Origin of the sequence: Flavobacterium bizetiae (assembly GCF_024271895.1) — a bacterium.
GTDB lineage: Bacteria > Bacteroidota > Bacteroidia > Flavobacteriales > Flavobacteriaceae > Flavobacterium > Flavobacterium bizetiae.
Genome location: NZ_CP091861.1, coordinates 1,312,501 through 1,330,378, shown reverse-complemented (window position 1 = coordinate 1,330,378; position 17,878 = coordinate 1,312,501). Strand labels below are relative to the sequence as shown.

At 33.6% G+C, this 17,878-nt stretch carries 18 protein-coding genes; 3 read left to right on the top strand and 15 right to left on the bottom strand.

What is annotated here, in order from left to right; all coding sequences use genetic code 11:
* Window positions 1-193: 193 nt before the first annotated feature.
* A complete protein-coding gene (locus L0669_RS06000; RefSeq protein ID WP_263762063.1) occupies window positions 194-583 on the top strand; it encodes a helix-turn-helix domain-containing protein in 390 nt (129 codons plus the stop codon).
* Window positions 584-703: 120 nt separating this feature from the next.
* Here the strand turns inward: L0669_RS06000 and L0669_RS05995 are convergent, their stop codons facing one another.
* The 5 genes from L0669_RS05995 to L0669_RS05975 form a co-directional block, all read right to left on the bottom strand.
* The gene (locus tag L0669_RS05995; protein WP_263762061.1) at window positions 704-2,476 is read right to left on the bottom strand and encodes a DUF2326 domain-containing protein; all 1,773 of its coding nucleotides are present in this window, start codon (window positions 2,474-2,476) and stop codon (window positions 704-706) included.
* Window positions 2,467-2,691 (bottom strand): ABC-three component system middle component 6, encoded by a 225-nt coding sequence (locus tag L0669_RS05990; protein WP_263762059.1) that lies wholly within the window; start codon window positions 2,689-2,691, stop codon window positions 2,467-2,469. The genes L0669_RS05995 and L0669_RS05990 overlap by 10 nt, the downstream gene beginning before the upstream one ends.
* Window positions 2,692-2,693: 2 nt before the next feature.
* On the bottom strand, window positions 2,694-3,260 hold the full coding sequence (locus L0669_RS05985; protein WP_263762057.1) for a hypothetical protein: 567 nt from the start codon (window positions 3,258-3,260) through the stop codon (window positions 2,694-2,696).
* The gene (locus L0669_RS05980; RefSeq protein ID WP_263762055.1) at window positions 3,257-3,445 is read right to left on the bottom strand and encodes a hypothetical protein; all 189 of its coding nucleotides are present in this window, start codon (window positions 3,443-3,445) and stop codon (window positions 3,257-3,259) included. Before L0669_RS05980 ends, L0669_RS05985 begins: the two co-directional genes overlap by 4 nt.
* 310 nt (window positions 3,446-3,755) lie before the next feature.
* Window positions 3,756-4,952 (bottom strand): C1 family peptidase, encoded by a 1,197-nt coding sequence (locus L0669_RS05975; RefSeq protein ID WP_263762053.1) that lies wholly within the window; start codon window positions 4,950-4,952, stop codon window positions 3,756-3,758.
* A gap of 243 nt (window positions 4,953-5,195) precedes the next feature.
* Between L0669_RS05975 and L0669_RS05970 the strand changes: the two genes are divergently transcribed.
* Window positions 5,196-5,993: an AraC family transcriptional regulator gene (locus L0669_RS05970; RefSeq protein WP_263762052.1), complete on the top strand. Its 798-nt coding sequence runs from the start codon at window positions 5,196-5,198 to the stop codon at window positions 5,991-5,993.
* Window positions 5,994-6,072: 79 nt separating this feature from the next.
* The gene (locus L0669_RS05965; RefSeq protein ID WP_263762050.1) at window positions 6,073-6,933 is read left to right on the top strand and encodes a CPBP family intramembrane glutamic endopeptidase; all 861 of its coding nucleotides are present in this window, start codon (window positions 6,073-6,075) and stop codon (window positions 6,931-6,933) included.
* A gap of 42 nt (window positions 6,934-6,975) precedes the next feature.
* On the opposite strand, the gene L0669_RS05960 is transcribed toward L0669_RS05965, so the two are convergent.
* From L0669_RS05960 to L0669_RS05915, 10 genes are all read right to left on the bottom strand, one after another.
* Window positions 6,976-8,031: a glycoside hydrolase family 130 protein gene (locus L0669_RS05960; RefSeq protein WP_263762048.1), complete on the bottom strand. Its 1,056-nt coding sequence runs from the start codon at window positions 8,029-8,031 to the stop codon at window positions 6,976-6,978.
* Window positions 8,032-8,200: 169 nt separating this feature from the next.
* The gene (locus L0669_RS05955) at window positions 8,201-9,385 is read right to left on the bottom strand and encodes a BamA/TamA family outer membrane protein (protein WP_263762046.1); all 1,185 of its coding nucleotides are present in this window, start codon (window positions 9,383-9,385) and stop codon (window positions 8,201-8,203) included.
* Between the two features lie 77 nt (window positions 9,386-9,462).
* Window positions 9,463-10,434 carry a SphA family protein gene (locus L0669_RS05950; protein ID WP_263762044.1) on the bottom strand — a complete coding sequence of 324 codons (972 nt, stop codon included), beginning with the start codon at window positions 10,432-10,434 and terminating at the stop codon, window positions 9,463-9,465.
* A 58-nt stretch (window positions 10,435-10,492) separates the two neighbouring features.
* Window positions 10,493-11,680, bottom strand: a complete 1,188-nt coding sequence (locus L0669_RS05945) for a helix-turn-helix domain-containing protein (protein ID WP_263762042.1) — start codon at window positions 11,678-11,680, stop codon at window positions 10,493-10,495.
* 142 nt (window positions 11,681-11,822) lie between these two features.
* Window positions 11,823-12,407, bottom strand: coding sequence for a DUF4136 domain-containing protein (locus tag L0669_RS05940; protein ID WP_263762040.1), 585 nt, complete (start codon window positions 12,405-12,407; stop codon window positions 11,823-11,825).
* 254 nt (window positions 12,408-12,661) lie between these two features.
* Window positions 12,662-13,414: a DUF6515 family protein gene (locus L0669_RS05935; protein WP_263762039.1), complete on the bottom strand. Its 753-nt coding sequence runs from the start codon at window positions 13,412-13,414 to the stop codon at window positions 12,662-12,664.
* A gap of 20 nt (window positions 13,415-13,434) precedes the next feature.
* Entirely contained in the window at window positions 13,435-14,175 is a 741-nt protein-coding gene (locus L0669_RS05930) for a DUF2092 domain-containing protein (RefSeq protein ID WP_263762037.1), read from the bottom strand.
* 29 nt (window positions 14,176-14,204) lie between these two features.
* Window positions 14,205-15,605 carry a DUF2252 domain-containing protein gene (locus L0669_RS05925; RefSeq protein ID WP_263762035.1) on the bottom strand — a complete coding sequence of 467 codons (1,401 nt, stop codon included), beginning with the start codon at window positions 15,603-15,605 and terminating at the stop codon, window positions 14,205-14,207.
* Window positions 15,606-15,610: 5 nt separating this feature from the next.
* Window positions 15,611-16,312: a DUF2490 domain-containing protein gene (locus L0669_RS05920; protein ID WP_263762033.1), complete on the bottom strand. Its 702-nt coding sequence runs from the start codon at window positions 16,310-16,312 to the stop codon at window positions 15,611-15,613.
* A 147-nt stretch (window positions 16,313-16,459) separates the two neighbouring features.
* Window positions 16,460-17,866 carry a DUF1254 domain-containing protein gene (locus L0669_RS05915; RefSeq protein WP_263762031.1) on the bottom strand — a complete coding sequence of 469 codons (1,407 nt, stop codon included), beginning with the start codon at window positions 17,864-17,866 and terminating at the stop codon, window positions 16,460-16,462.
* Between the last annotated feature and the right edge of the window lie 12 nt (window positions 17,867-17,878).

The window sequence follows — 17,878 nt, the reverse complement described above, 5'->3', positions numbered from 1 at the left end:
TTGTAAAGGCAATATATAATGAAGGATTGTTTGCAATAGATTTAATTGCCGGATGTACGAAAAATTGTATTTTTGTTTTACACATCGCAACTAAGCAATAAATTTTCGCGAAATACTAAAATGTATCGCACAAGGAACAACTTGTATTTTACGGTACAGATTATTTGTCAAGAATTTTAAATATCTTTGAATTATGAGCACACTTACAAAACCAAATCATATAGGGCGAAAAATTAGCCGTATTCGTGAACTTCGTGACATGAAACAAGAAGCATTGGCACAAGCTTTAGGAACAAACCAACAGGCGATTTCGGCTATTGAAAACAGTGAAACTATAGATGAAGAAAAACTGAAGGCAATTGCCGAAGTTTTAGGCGTGACTGTTGAAGGAATTAAGAATTTCTCTGAAGAAGCAGTTTTAAACATTATTGGAAATACAATCAATAATCATGATAATGCGTCTTCATTTAATTATAGCTGTACGTTTAACCCACTTGATAAAGTTGTAGAACTTTATGAGCGTTTGGTTTTGGCTGAAAAAGAGAAAGTGGAATATTTAGAGAAGTTGTTGGGAGGGAAGTAATTTTCTTTTTTATGAAAATATATAAAAAAAAGAGATTTGATATCTCTTTTTTTTGTTTCTTATTTCCTTTGCCTTTTTAAAATTTCATCTTTAGAATATATTAAATAGTTTCTTCAATTACTATTGTCCAAAGTCACTACCAAAAAGTTTATTTTTAGGGGATAATATTAAAATTGAATTTTCTTCAATATATTTAGGATCTACATGATCAATGTCTCCAAATTTATCAGCGGTTAATGTCCCCTCTTCATTTATCGTTGTGATGTACTGTATTTTTTTTCCAACACTTACAAAACCGTCTATAAACTCACAAACAGAAACAAAATGAGCTTTATCAACTCCATCAAAAATACCATCATGAATTAAAAATCTAGGAAAATTTTCCGTATTAATTATGTTAGATATTAAAATTGACAAATCATAAATTAAGGTTCGTCCTTGATTTTTACCTTTTCCAAACATATCAGGTAAAGATATATCAATTTCAATTAAGCTATCTTTCTTTAAATTTTGTGTAATGGAAAAACGAGAAAATTCACTATTCCCTATATATATTGAATTATATACATCATTAAAGTTTTTATAAAAATCTGCAATAAGCTTACCTATTGAATCTATATAATTTAATGATTCATTTTTTAGCTTATTAATTTCAGTTTCTATCTCATTTAACTCTCTTGTTAAGTCAAATAAAACTTTAGTATTTGATTCTAATTCAGATAATTTTGTTTTTTTATCACTTAAATTAAAAAAAGCTTCCGTTAAATCAGAAATAGCTTCTTTTGCTGATAAAAAATAAAACAACTTTGCTCTCTTTTCTTCTAAATCCTTTAAAATTTCTTCCCTTTCTTTGATGATTTTCTTCAATCTATCAATTTCATTACTAATAAACTCTTTTCTTGAATTTGATAATTCATTTCTAAAGGCAACAGCTTCTTCTATTGTTTTTTTTATTTTAAGAGACAGTTCCTCAGAAACTTGCTTATACATTGTAGTAATTCTTCTTGTATTAACTTTTTCCGGTAATAAAAAACTCTCTTCATATGATTTAATCTTTTCTCTATCAACAAAACTTTGATATAAATTGCCTTTAATTGATTCAGTAAGTTGATTTGCTTCTGTCTCAGCATCACTATATTGTTCACCTAATTCAAATCTACTAATTGCTATTTCTAATTTATCAATTTCAATTTTAAGCTTGTTTATTTCATTTTGAGTGTCTTTAAGATTTTTTAAATCATACTTCTCTTCTGCATATCTTTTAATTTCAATTAAAGAAGTTTCCAATCCTTTTTGATCCATTCTATATTTAAACAATTTAAACGGAATAGAATTATCTAATCCTAATAAATAAAAATGAAATATGTTTAATTGTACTTCTGATAGTTCTGAAATATATTTTATTGGATCCAAAAATTTCGCTTGCTTAAACTTTTGAATTTTTATATAAAAAGACATCAATTGCCTGTACCACTTAACATTAAATTTACCAGGATAATTTTTTGTTTTAAAAATTAATATTCCAAAAATTTCTTTTAAACTATCAATTGAATATATCTTAGCTTCTTCACCATATTTACCAAATTCAGCTACATTTGGATTTTCAACATTTCTTTTAATAATGTATTTAGTTTCACTAATTGAAAATTCTAGTACAATATCAAAACCAATCATTAAATGTTTTGCTGCAAATAATCTTGGATTATGATTTTTTTGATAAGAAGATAACAAACAAAAATCTATCAAATCTAAGAAAGTTGACTTACCAATACTATTTAAGGAATCTTTAGGACTTTGATCTTCTTTTTGACCATAAATAATATTTAGACCATTCCTAAATTCGGTTGTTTGAAAAAGGCCATGTGGTTCAGAGTAAATTTTTTCTAAATACATTTAGTGACTTTGTTATCTGTAAAAGTTATTGCTTCAATTAACCATAAAAAAGTTAAAGCATCAAATAAATATTCTAATGTTACATTTTTCTCCTTTTTCAATTTCTGAAAAATTTCCTCAGGAGTATAGCTTTCTTTCTTTAAAAAATACAGAATATCAGCCCCTAATACTAAAATATTATTGCTTAAATCTTGATGTTTAGTTGGTAATAACATAATTATAAATCTGCAAAAAGATCTAGATGTTGATTTGACTCATCTAGTGTTTTTTCAAATATAGTACAATCATCAAAGAAAAAAAGTACAATTGATTGGGCAATACTCACATAAGTAGGATTTTTTACGTTACTAGGAGGCATAAATATATCAGCTAAAGTTTTCAAAATTTCTATTGGTTTCATCTCAGATCGTTTCAAATCAAAATATTTACTTGAAACATAGAAATGGATAGATTGTTGATCATCTTCATTTAGAGCCTGAAAAGATTTTTCAACACTATGTATTTTAGAATATAGATCAGTAAAATATTGTTTCACCTCAACAATTTCATTTTTTTCACAAAAATTGATATTAATCTTTTTTAATATATGTATCAGCCTATCCGATGTAAAAGCCTTTTTACTATCATCTAAATCTAGATTTTTAGCTTCTTTAATTACGAAATCAAATATATCATTTATTACTCCAAGTTCAACTTCTTGGGTATTTGCTTGCATTTGAAATATATTATTGACATCTCTACCGGCAACGATATTATTCTTTCCTTTAACCGAGCTATTTTTCATCTTAAAATATTAGAATCTCTTCCAGAAAGAACATTATCTTTTCCTTTTATTACATTCTTTTTTCCCTTTTTAATTTTTTTTACATTTATACTTTTATCAATCTTGCTTACTTTAGTATAAACTAAAAGTGATAATATAAAAGACAGTATAGTAGCAACTGCTGCAATAATATTTAGGATTTCCATATAAAAATTTATTTATTCATTCATCTATAAAATACAATCTCCCAAACTTATCTAAACACAACAGATAATAATTAAGAAAGAATAAATATAGTTTTTTTTGTGCAAAAAAACATTTCTTACTAATTTTTATAAAAAATAACATAATCCAAACTGCAGAGCTTTATAATTTAAGAAAAAAGTAGAATAACTTTTAGGTTCATATTTCCTAAAAATTCTATCTCTATAATATTTCCGACGGCATAAAAGTTATTAAAAAAAGCGCTACAATCTCTTGCAGCGCTTTTTCAATATTCTAAAAAATATAAACTTATTAAACCCCTAACTTCTTAGCAATATCAGTAGGAATTCCACCTTTGTTTAATAACAAAGCAGTTGTTTTATATTTCACAAAGTTTTTAGTTACAAACAAATAACCTTTGTAGTCGTTTGTTGCTCCCCAGGAATTTTTTACGATGTAATATTCTTTTCCGGTTTGATCTTTTGCAAGACCAATAATGTGCATTCCGTGATCGTCTGTTGTTGTATAGTTATCAAACGCAGCCTGACGCATTTCGGCAGTAATTTCCGGTTCAGCTTTTGGTCCGTTAAACATGTCTGCTTTTTCTTCGGCAGTCATATCGTCAAATTTCTTTGTTGGTACGTATGCAACACCATTTTTCCAGCTAAAGCTTTTCTCGCTTACATCTGTTGCCCAGGCTACTGTGTATCCTTTTTTCAAAGCATTGTCGATAACATCGGTCATATCGTTTACTTTTACATTATAAACCTGATCAAATGACCAGTTGTCCGGTACCATCATCGTTGTTTTTTCGTAATACGGAGATGTTGTAAACGAAGATATTTCTACATACTCATCAGGATTAATTCCCACTATTTCTTTAGCAAAAGTTTGTGGCGTGTAGTTTTTTCCTTTGTATGCAAAGTTTTCCGGCACAGTTCCTAAATAAGAATCGATAACTGCAGCGTATGCTTTTTTCCAGTTTGGCGTTAATTCTCCGTTCGGGTTTTTAACAACAGCTGTCAAAACTCCTTCGATAATAGCCGCCATTTCACCAAATTTATTTTTGTCTGTTCCGTAGTTTAATCCTGTGTAAACTTCTCTTGGTACAGTTCCGTATTTTTTATACATATTAATTACATCGTGCAATGCCCCTCCGTCACCTAAAGTAACAGCGCCGTGCATACGTACATAATTAACACCTTTTTCTACATAAACGTTTCTTGCTGAGTAAATCTGCGACAATTCTACCGGTTGTTTTCCTAAACGAATCATTTCTGACTCTAAGAAAGAGTTGGTAGAATAACTCCAACATGTTCCTGAAGAACCTTGTAATTTTACAGAAGTTGTTCCTAAATTGATTACGTCAGTAAATTTAAAGTTTTCTTTACTTTTTTCGCTTGCATTCAGCTTTAGTGAATTCACTAAAATGTCTTGTGCAAAACAGCCGGTTGCTCCAACAAAAAAAACCGAAGCAGCAAGTACTGATTTGAATGAAAATGTATTCATAATATATATTTAATGATTTAATAAATTAGTTGTCGTAATTTATTTTTTGTTACAAAACAATTAAATTTTATACAAAAAAGCTAAGGTTTAACCGTTAATATTTACAAAATATTTTTATTAAGCTATAATCTCTTACAAAATATGCAAAACCGTAACTCAAACAGAATCAAAAACAAATGATTTTTACTTTTAATAAATATATAGTAATTTGGTTGCTGTAAATGCCACTCCTAATCCTGAAAAATGTTCGAACTCGAAAAAGAAAAATATTTGGGTAATACCAAAAATATATTCAACAACAAGCAAGGCATTGCGGTTGTCGAAACAGAGTATCAGCAAAAGGTTTACGAAGGATGGCATTCGCATCATAATGCGCACATAACACTTTTCCTGAAAGGCGGAACGGCCGAAAAACGAAAAAACTCCAGTACGCATGTGGGTCCGGGTTCGTTATTATTTTACCACAGCGACGAATTGCATCTTAATCAGGATACGCTTTTTCCTTCTAAAAATATTAATATCGAAATAGAGGAAAATCTGCTAAAGGAACTTCAGATCTCTGAAGCTATTATCGAAAAATCGATCCGGAATACTACGCTTACTAAATTTTTGATTTTAAAGATTTTTAAAGAATCTATGATTGCCGATCCTTTTTCGGGCGATACTATTAATATGTTATTTGCACAATTGTCTAATGCGAATACTCATTTAGAACGCTACGAAAAAAGTCCGTTTTGGGTAAAGAGTTTAAACGAATTGTTGAATGATTGCTGGAACGAAAACCCTAATTTGCAGGATCTGGCTCAGGTTTTAAACTTAAATCCTATTACGATATCCAAGCATTTTCCTAAATATTTTGGCTGCACTTTAGGAGAATATATGCGCCGTATAAAAATAGACCGTTCGCTTTCGCTGATAACCTCTAACCAAATTAACCTGACCGAAATAGGTTTTCAATGCGGATTTGCAGATCAAAGCCATTTTATCAGAACTTTTAAAAATCAAACCGGATTTTTACCCAAACAATTTCAAAAATTATAAGAGAGGCAAATTTCATTCTATTTTTTGGTTTTGATGTCTGCTACATTTGCTCCATCATTAAATCATAAAACAAAATCAGATGGAAACGCTTACTTTAAAACAAAGAACTTTTAATTCTCCTGTAACCAAAATTATTCTTGCCTTATTGACTTTTATGGCAGTTGTAATTATTGGTCAGCAAATTGCCGTAAAATTATTGGGGTTAACTTCGCTCGACAAAGATTATCGCAATCTTCTAAAAGGTCTTTTTGTTTCGGCATCATGTGTTTGGAGCTATGTTCTTTTCTTTAAAAAATATGACAAAAGAACCGTAACAGAATTTGCTGCAAAAGGATTGGCAAAAAATCTTCTTATCGGTACTTCAATTGGTTTTGTATTACAATCACTTACTATATTAGTAATGTACCTCAACGGAAGTTACAGCGTTGTAAACATCAACCCCATTTCGTTTATCCTGATTCCGTTTGCCCTTATGTTTACAGTGGCCATTATCGAAGAAATATTGGTACGTGGCATTATATTCAGAATTATGGAAGAAAAATTAGGAAGCTATATTGCTTTGACCATTTCGTCGCTACTATTTGGCGCTTTACATCTGGCAAATCCTCACGGTACTTTGATTTCGGGAATATGCATTACTACTGCAGGTTTTTTGATGGGGGCTGCTTTTATTTACAGCCGAAGTTTATGGATGCCAATTGCTTTGCATTTTGCATGGAATTTTACCCAATCCGGGATTTTTGGCGCGATCACATCCGGAAACGAAAAAACAAACAGCTTGTTAGAAGCTAAAATACAAGGACCGGAATTTATTACCGGTGGAGCATTTGGCCCTGAAGGATCAATACAAGCGATTGCTTTTTGCGCTTTAGGAACCTTAATATTATTAATTGTAAGCCGTAAACAAAACAAGATTATTACACCTTACTGGAAGAAATAAATCTCTAAATCTGGTGGATTTGTTTGTTGCTTTTAAGCAGCATTAGTCCCTTAAAAGTAAAAAAATATCTTTTATCGAAAATTGTGCTCCACAAACAAATTCATCAGATGCTCCATAATAAATGGTAACAGTATCGCCATCCGGTTCAACAATATGACCGTTGGTGAATACTACATTGCCAAAGAAACCGCTTAATTCATAATTTGTAGTCGGGATCATAATGGGGTCCAGAGTTCGCGCTATAATTTTTGAAGGATCTTCGAGATCCATTAAAAAAGCGCCTAAACAATATTGATGATTTTCATTGGCACCATGATAAATTTCCAGCCAGCCTTTGTCTGTTTTTATAGGGGCGGCTCCTGCGCCAACTCTTTTACTGTCCCAAAATCCTTTTCTGGTTTTAATAATACATTTATGATTTCCCCAATGAATACCATCAGGAGATGAGGCTAACCAAATGTAATTACCGCCAATATCTACACTACTCGGGCGGTGTAAGGCATAAAACAAACCATTTATTTTTTCTTCGAAAATGGCACAATCTTTATTGTGTGCCGGCAATATCATACCGTGTTTTTTAAAATTTTTCCAGTCGGTGGTAGTTCTTAAACCCACTCCAACACCATTGTCTGATACAGAAGTAAAGGTTAAATAATAGATTCCTTCGATCAAAGCAACACGACAATCTTCTATACCAAAAGTTTCTAAGATGCCTTCGCCCACAAGAGGGGGATAATTTTCAGGCTCATAAAACTTATGTCCGTCTTCGCTACACAACAATCTTAAATGCGATAATGTGGTTAAATAATCGACTCCTTTATAATTGATTACTCTGGCATCAGTGGCTATTAAGTCGGGATCATTTTTAGGAATTTCAATGATTTTAATAGCGCCCGTTTCTGTTAGTATTGGAAAAGAAATTACGTTCTCCTTTTGTCGCGGTCTTTCGGCAACTCTTACCACGAGCCAGGTTTTATTTTCAAACTGAAATACTCCCGGATTTAGGAGGCAGGTAATTTCTAATCCTTCTCTGCTTGCGGGTATATCAGAGGGCGATAGTAAAGGATTTTCATTAAAACGTTTTGCTATATCTTTCATATCTGTATCAGGATTAGTGTAGCTAAAAGGTAAGTTTATTTTTTTATTTAATGGTGTATTTTATTTAAAAACCTATCCTGTCAGGTTTTTATTGATATACAAACAAAAGTCCCAATAGAAAATATTCTATTGAGACTCTTACTATATAAACTAACTAATTGTAATTCTATTATCGTAACCAATTGCTGCCAAACACTACATAATACGCCCAGTCTTCATTCCCTTTTGCAACGTCAACTCCCATACGAAGTTTGAATTTTCGTGCCAGTAAATACCTAAAACCTGTTCCGTAGCTGTATACAACAGGTTTGGCAAAGGCCTTGTCCCAATCGTTAAAAGCGCTTGCAACACCTCCATATCCCATAAGGCTCCATCGTCTGTATAAATCCCATCTTAACTCGCCTTCTGTAACAATACTGGTTTTACCCTGATATCTGGCAGCGGGAATTCCTCTTAGGTTAATTCCCGGTCGAAGATAAAAAGCGGGATGTCCAAAAGCTTGTTCTCCTTCGAGCCTGAGCCCTCCAATTAATTTTTTAGTTAAGGGATAATAACCTATTGCTGATAAATTTAATCGCCAGGCCTGGTAATCACTGCCTATCGCCTTATCTGACCAAAAAAAGTCTGACTGAAGCCGTATTCCTTTATCGGGAGTAAAAATATTATCCCGTCCGTCAAACTGAAGCGCTGCCCCTAACTGACTGACGGTACTATTAATATCTTTTAAATTGGCAAAGGATGGAAGATTGTTTAAATCAGGGAAATTAATTTTAGAATCTAACAGAAAATATTGTGGTCCTGCACTCCATTTTCCGTTTCGAAATTGCTTCATAACCCGGGAGTAAAAAACAAAGGATTTAAAATTAAGGTCTATTTCTTTATCTTTTCCGCTGGGTAAATTTTCATAAAAAGACATGTTTACATCTCCGTAACCGGCCCCAACGCGATACATAATGCGTGATTTTATAAAACTTCCTGCTCTAAAGGCACCTGCAACCCAGCTTTTATTACCGGTATACATTCCCATTGCTCCGGTAATATCAGGATCTACGAGTCTTTTCTTTCCGTTTTCATCAATAACAGGATCGTGTTTTTTTAGAAAAATAGGGAGCACCGCACCTCCAATTCCTCCCAGAGCGGGCTCGGTAATAAGTGTAGGAACAACGATAAAACCGTGTGCATAAATGATATAATCGCTTAAATCGAATGCTCCGTCGAGAGAATCTTTTACGCTAATATGAGGTTTTTGTCCCATCATTGAAGTACATGATAAGATAAAGAAAAGATTGGCGAGAATAATTTTCTGAAAGAGTTTCGTGTTTTTCATACTATAATCTGAATATGTATTTCTCATTTAAAGTAATTTAGATTGTACTGCATTCATCCAAAACTATTCACTTCAATAAAAAAGCAGCATTTAGTAGTTGCTGACTATTTTTTTTTGAAACTAAACACATGTGCGAGCGTTAGAAAAAATGTATTTCCCTGAAATCTGTTTATCGCTTCGACCTCAGCAATCCAGCGAAATCCTGCAGAAGTACTACACCCAATATGAAAATAATTTACCTCAGCTCCTATACCGCCAACACGATCTTTATCAGTCTCGATAGTGCCAAAAACAGGAACCGGTATTTGATCGTTTGTTACTTTATATTGTAAATAATAAATCAATCCTGCGTTTAAAATTCCTTTAGGAGCCGTTTTTTCAGCATTCATCATATAAAATGTTTTTCCCAAACCTCCTTCAATACTTAAAAGATCTCCTGTTTTAATATCAGTATCTTTCTTTTTTCCGTTTATTTCATAAGAAGCCAAAGCCGAAAAATGAAACGTTTTTTTATCATTAAAAAATAAAGTTGTTCCGGCTGAAAATTCATTCATAAACATACCCAAACCGCTATTATCAGAAGCTCCTAAATCAAACTTACCTGTTGGTAAATAAATTTGATAGCTAAAAACAAAATCGGCTCGTTTATGGTGCCAGCCTAACTGAATTGGTACTACATACGTATCGGTTAAAGCAAAAGGACTTTTTGAGTCGAGGGTGTTTCCCTGAATTCTGTTGGATGCAAATGCAAGCAAAACTGTTGCTCCGTAATTGGCTCCTAAAATTTTAAAATCGCTTACATAAGATGCTCCAACACCTGTAATGAACATATTCAGGTCAGGATTTGCAATCGATTTATCACCATCGGCATTTCGTAAAGAGGAAGCGCTGTAAAAATACCCCGGTACATAAACACTTAATGTGTTTTCAGGGGTCTGGGTTCCGGACTGTAATCCCATTGCTCCAAGAATATGACCACCTTTGAGCTGTGCCTGACTAAAAAAGGAAATTAGCAGCAATACTATGGTAAAAACTGATTTTATGGTGTGTCTTTTTATATTAAATTTCGTTTTCATATTACTATTTTAAAAAATTAATGAGACGACACAGCTTCTTATTACAAACTATTTGTTTTTAGCTTGAAGCTTGTTTAAAGAAGTAAGTACTGGTTTTCTCAGGATTAATTCTAATGACTTTAAAATATTCAGAAGGTGATTTTCCGGTATGTTTTATAAAGGCTCTAAAACAGGTTGTTCTGGACTTAAAACCAGATCCCCAGGCCATACCTTCAAGTGATAAATCTTTCCATTCGGGATCGTTTATTTTTTCTTTAAAATATTCAATCCTTTTTAGATTGACATAATCCTGAAAATGAAGATTAAACTCTGAATTGATTAAATTTGAGATATGATGCACTGACATTCCAGTTTCATCAGCTATATCGCGGATTACCAGATCTTTTTTCAAAAAGAGTTCTTTGGATGAAAAAATGTTCTCTAATTTAGTGAGATACAGTAATTTTTTTTCGGGAGTTAATTCTTTAACAAGTGGCAAAGTCGTTTTATTTTCGTGTGCCTCCAGTATTTCTGATGTGGTTTCAACAAACTCAGGAACCTCATTTGTATCATAAAAAATTTGCGGTTTAAAGTAGAGCCAGCCTACTGTAAAAACCAAAACTGATGATATTAATACATAACATGAAAAATCTATATTATCAACCCTGCTAATTAAAAAATAATGAACGAAAAGGGCTGAGAACAAAAACAATATCATTAAATTATATACCCTGATCCAGCTTAAAATTTTTATTCTGTTAAAAGTATTTTCTTTGAATTTTTTCAGATCGTAATTTAAAATCATCATCGTCTGGCAAAAAGCATATAAGAGCCAAACGCTAAGACTTAACATCGAAAAAGGACTATTTATTTTTACAGAAATATAGTCGATAATTTTAAGGTCGATAAAATTTCCGATCCATACCAAAAGGGTTAAACTAAAATAGATCACAAAAGGTAAAAAATGCAGCCAGTCGTATTTTTTAAACAATTTGCCCGAAAACAAAATACTTCTGACATACAAAAAGGCACAAGGAGCAACCAGAAAAATAAATGATTTTGCGATCATAAATAAATCGGGAAATTCCTGACGACTATTGGCAGACAAATAAAAGTTATATACGCTAACAACGGCCAGGCTAAATAAAAACAGCCCTAAAAAAAAACTTTTAGAATAATTTTTTTTTGAAAACAGGACCATCGATGATGTTGCAAAACCTACTATTGTTGCTATAAAAAAGAAAAGTGAAAGTACTATATCGATCATGGTTTGTGAGCTTAATTTATTTGTACGTATCCTTTTTTCTTTTAAAATAAAATTTTAAAAAAGAAAGTTTTTTTATTATTTGCTGCAGAACTATACCTATTTGATTAGGATACGTATAGTCCTGAAACAATTATCTATAAAGCTATTTTTTTGCTAAGCCGGGAGGGAAACCAGCCAGAATTTTTTTGATAGAATTACCCACAAACTCTTCCGGATTGTCTGGTTTACTATCAATTTGAGCGTTACCGATTCCTTGCCAAACCAGTTTCCCGGTTTTTGAAGATACAATATCAATGATCAGTGATCCATCAACATAATCGTAGGAATTAAATGTTGTATTGGCATTGCCCATCATGGCTCCGCCGCCACCCCAATATCCGTAGGGACGGTACATTCCGCCATAACCATAAAAATCAGTGTTTGCAGAGACAGATGTTTTATTTTTTAAGATGGTAATTGCATTTACTTTTAAATCAGGATTCGTAGTAGTTTCTGTGAAACCTTTGTTGATTAATTCAGAACGAATTGCTTTTGTAATACGATCAACATTCAATTGATTTATCTGGCCTTCCTGAGCTTTTAAATCATAAAATGCAAAAGTTTTGTATTCGCCAAAATTAGCCGAATGGTCATAATCAGTTGTTACTTTAACCGTTGGAGAACAACTGTAAATTAATCCCAATAACATCATTGGAATTATACGAAAAATCTTTGTTTTAATATTCATCTTGTGGTATTTAAATTAATGATTAAATTAGTTTGAATCGAAATTTCTAAAATCTTGCTTAAATCCTGAATATACGGGAAGTCATGTTAAATATTTGTTTAAATTTTCTCAAATACCTACTACACAATATCTTACCTAACACTCAAAGATAAATTATTTTATTCAATTTACATTACTGTACATGTAAATTTCTTACTTATTTAATCAGAACAGTTTATCGAGATTAAAATAGACTGTTCTGAGCTTTTTAATTGTTATTTTCCCTGTACAACAACATAACTGTCTTGTCCGTCTTTAGAAATGGGCTGGTAATACACATTATTGTAAATCATGTATTTTTGACCGTCTATTGTTTTTTCTTCTGCTCCTTCCGGAAGATGCGAAACAACGGCTCCAACGGGTGCATTTACTACTTTATATTTATCAGAAACTTTAGAATAGTAAGTTCCTCCGTAATAGTAATAATCTGTTCCTGATACATTTACTGTAACATATCCAGTTGGTAATTCTGAAATTGTTGCTCCAAGTGGTGCGGGTACAACTTGATATCCATTAGATTGTTTTACGTAATAAACACCATCATCATAATTGTAATTCGTATTTTCTACGGATAATACTATGGCTGCTGTTGTTAATGTGGTTAAAAAGAAACCTACAGGATACCATGTTGGTCCCCAAACGTAGGGTACAAAAGGATGGTAAGCATAAGGAAATGGCACCGGATAAGGATGAAAAGGCACCGGATAAGGATGCGGGTAAGGATGTGGCAACGGCGCTGGCGGTAAAGGCCTTGGCGGAAGCGGACGTGGGGCCGGCGGAATTGGTCTTGGTCCTGGTGGAATTGGCCTTGGAGCCGGCATAGGCATCGGGCGTGGCATTGGCATGGGTCTTGGAGGTGCAAAATGACCAAAACGTTGTGCGGATACCTCCTCTGGAATCAGAATTAATAATGCAAAAAATGCAATAATTATGACTGCCATTTTATTTTTGGGTTGATATGATTTCATAATTATGGAGTTTAATCAAATTATTTAGTGTTTTCTCTAGCCGCTAACTTCACTTTTGTAGCTTTTGGAGGTGTCGTAAATTCAAACATTGAATCCGGATAATCAATATTTATGGTCCAGTCTTTGTAAAGGGCTTCGTATTGGGGTTTGTCCTTATCCGAAGTATACACAATGACCAATTTTACAGGGAGAAACAAATCATCATTTCCTATCCAGAACTGAAAACTTTTTGTTTTATCACTTCCCGCGATATGGTAGCTTTCACGTCCGTCGACTATTGTTTTTCCTAAATAAATTAAATTGCCTTGCTCTGAGAGTAAATCCTGCAAGAAGGTTGGATAGAAAAAATCAGCGCCGGGAAACTCAATTCCGTATTTTTTGCTCGCCTCGTCTATAGTTTGAATAACTGATTCGGGAGCAGCTGTAAAACCATAAGTGTTATTGTCGAGCGAATAATAATTAAGCTTTTTACCATTGTACCACAAAGCGCGGTTGCCTTTATCTCCTGTTGAAGTTACTTTCATTTTATCAGGAAATTTTATAGCCACTTTATCGTTTATGGCGTGCTTGATAAGCCCTAAACTTTCATTGGGGACGTCATACGTTGTAATCGCTGTAAAACTGCACGACTTGATATCCTGCAATGTTTCGCCAGTTCGATGTAAGAGATAAACAGCCGTAGAATCTATACGCTGTGTCTGGCCATTGGTTGTGATTGCGGAGATCACTAAGGCCATCAAAAAGAGAAACTTTTTACCCATATATTCTATTTTTATTAATTAATAAAAGATTAGACTTCTGCCGAAATTGGCAATCGTCCTTCTTTTATAGCTTCTAGCATTTTATTATAATCCAATTCATTTTGATTGGCATACGAAATAGAAAATCTCGAAATGGCATTGGCAAATTCATTACTTTTCCCAATGTAACCTGATAATACAGAAGGATCTCCTGTACGGGCGTGTGCTCTTGCCAGTGCCCATCCGCATGCTTTGGCATAATCGGTCATGTTTTTGGCTTTCATGATTTCGAGAACCGGTTTTACTTTGGCATCACGAAGCTGACGGATGTAGAAGTACTTATCCTTATCATCATTTGTCCATCCTAAAAACATATCCGAGGCAGATTGCATTAATTTTTGTCCTCGTACAATTCGCTCGCCCTGATGCGTGTATTTGCTTTTTGCTTTTACATTTTCTTCCAGAACACTTTTTCGGGCTTCTTTAAACTGTAAAAAAATAGGTTCGCCCGTAGCCGACATTAATAAACTAATACCGCAAAGTGTTCCTACACTTCCTACACCCACCACTTTTATGGCTATATCGTGCAACGTATACCTGCTTAACAATACTTTTTTTTCGTCAGATAATGTTTTCAGGTAACGGTTATGAACGGTTTCTGCTTCTTCTAAAATTCGTTTTGCTCCTTCTCCTGTTGGATGATAAATTAAAGGCGGATCATCTTTTATTCTTGCCCGAGGTCCTTCCTGATAGGTCATTTTTGCAAATTCTTTCTCATGAGCGGTATATTCTGCCGCTTTTTTAATTCGTTTTTGCTGAAATGATTTTATCTCTTCGTCTTCACCCCTTTCAATAAGTTCAGCCAGATCGATATCAGCATACCAAATTTGAAGTGCCGATAATTTGCTGTATTCTAACATGTGTCTCTTGTAACTGTCTGCTACATTCCAGGCAAATTCTTTACAGGTTTTATCCGAAAATTTTCTCCATCGTCCGGCAATTACAAAACTGGCAGAGAGTCTTTTTACATCCCATTCCCACGGTCCTGGATGCGTTTCATCAAAATCATTAATATCAAAAACCAATTTACGCTCCGGAGTGGCAAAACCTCCAAAATTCATTAAATGACAATCCCCACAAAGCTGAAGATCAATTCCTGTATTGGGCGTTTGTGCTAAATCTGCCGCCATAATTGCAGCAGATCCTCTAAAGAATGCAAAAGGCGATTCCATCATTCGGGTATATCGAATGGGTAATAAACTTTCGATTCTTCCAATGCTGGTTTTTATTAAAACGTCAACCGGATCTTCCCGATTCTCTGACGGATTCCATTCCTGATGGTGAGAACGAGGCGTAACTTTTCTGATCGCAACGCCCTGATCAAAACGATGTGCTTTTGATACTGCAGGATCAAATCTGTCTTCGCTGGTTTCTTTAAATTCGTCAGTCATAACTTTTAATTTTCTTTTCTTTTAAAAGGCAAATCGGTCGTTAATGTAATTCGGATGGTATGGTTCATTCGGCTTAAGCCACCTTCCGTATCTGGTGATTTAAAAAAAATCTGATTCATATAACCCAATTCCATTCTGATTTCTCTTCGTTTGTCCAGACTATACGCTCCACCTAAATACAATCTGTTTTGATCCAGATAGTTTTCGTTACTGCTCGCAGCATTGGTTCTGATATGAAGTTCATCATAAATAACGGCTGCCCATCTCGGTTTAAACCAATATTGATAGCGCACCTGATACCGGAATGTATTTTCGAATTTGTAATAATCAAAATGATCGCTTGTACTGTTAGGATCGTCTTTTCGGCCTAACCAGCGCTGCTCCATTCTAAAACGTTGCGACCATACTTCATTTCCTTCTTTTTTAACGATACGCCAGATAAATTGCTCGTAAATCCTGTAATCAGGATTGTTGTAGGGCAATGAAACTTCATCATAAGGCAAATCCCATTGGTACGCAACTCCGGCTCCTAAACGATTTCCGTTTTTAAGATAATAATTGGCGCCTGCTCTGTAAAAAGAGCCCTGAAGTTCTGATACAAAATCATTTCCTTTAGAATATCCTTCAAGCAATAAACCCCATCTTCCGTCTTCTTTAAAAGGTAAATACATTTCGTAACCTACCCAGGCGGCAACATTTTGAGCCATTTTTTGAGCGTTTATTTCAGCGCTGCAAAAAAGAGTCAATACAATTAAAACAAATAGCCTTTTATAAATATTGGTTCTCTTCATGGGGTCAATCAGATTAGTTTATTTAATGAATGCTGCTTTAAATATAATCGCCTCTAAAGACCTCTACTTAACAAGTTCTGGTTGTGGCGCTTTCCAGGTTCCGTTTAGTATTGATTCATCAGGCCCATAAATTCGGATCAAATAATAAAATGCATCTTTAGGAGCAGGTAACCAATTTGATTCCTTTCCTTTTGGAACTTCATTTTGAATATAAATAATCAAATCTCCATTCGCTTCATACTTTAAACCTGTTGTTCTGTCACCAATAGAATATCTGTTAATTGGATTATTGATCAAATAGCGACTTGGCAATTCGTATATCGTAATACTCCAAAAATATTTAGCTTTTGGAGTTTGTCCTTTTGGAAAACGAATTACATATTTATTTTTTCCTGATAAAATATTATTTGCTTTATCTGTTCTTGTTCCAATATATATTGCCTCTTCCTTTGTATTACCAAATAAACCTGCTGCAGCGCCTAAAGCTCTTTTAGTATAATCGCCGTTTAATTCCTCTCTTGTTCCAAACAAATCGGTTGCATTTGTAAGTTTGTTAGCGCCATCTTCTAATTCTTTTCCGGCTTCCAGTGCAGCTTCGTTAATCGCTTTTAATACTTCCGGGGAATATGCAGCCGGATCAAACTTTTTACCTGGAACAAGTCCAATCTTGGCAAATTTCCTCCTTAAGTCTGATTCTGTAGGGTTTAAAGAAGTGTATTGTAATAGATTATTCGCTAAACCAATAAATTCAGCTGAACCTAAATCTGCCTGTTTAAATTCAGGAAAAGGCAAAGCAAATTCTTTGTGTTCCGGCGCGGTAATTTTTGCAAATTCATGAAACGGAGTCAACTTATATTGTGATTGTACTTTTTTTACATTTTCAATATCTCCTTGTCCCATTTTCAATTCGGTTCTGCCTAATAGAGTAACCAAATTCGTTTCGGACTGAATCACTTTGTCAATTCCGGCAGGTTTTTCGCCTTTCCAATCTGGTCCGGCAATAAGATATTTCCCTGCTTTATCTCCAGTGGCACGACTTCCTATATACGCAAAATTGAACGTATATAAATCGACAAACTGAAACGAATAATATCTGTTTTTAATCTCTGGGACTTCTAATAGTACTGGTTCATCAGCCAAATTTAAAATTGCCCATGAATATGGCGTATCGTTGTTTGGCGTTACTACTGCGGTATCTGCCGGAGTAAAGATTTTATCGTAATGTTTAAACTTATTAAAACCTCCTGCATAATCGGGATAGGTTTTGTCTAAAGCATATAAACGCATCGTTCTGTAATTCATCGCTAACGGAAAAATATAAGTCCAGGCTTCTTTTGCAATGGCTTTCGCCGAATCTGCCGATTTTGTGATGGCAATATCCGTTGTCGCAACTTCATTATTTAAGCTTTCCTTCTTTTTACATGAAAAAAAAGAAATTACTATTATTGTTATAAAAAGTATCTTTTTCATATTTAGTTGTAT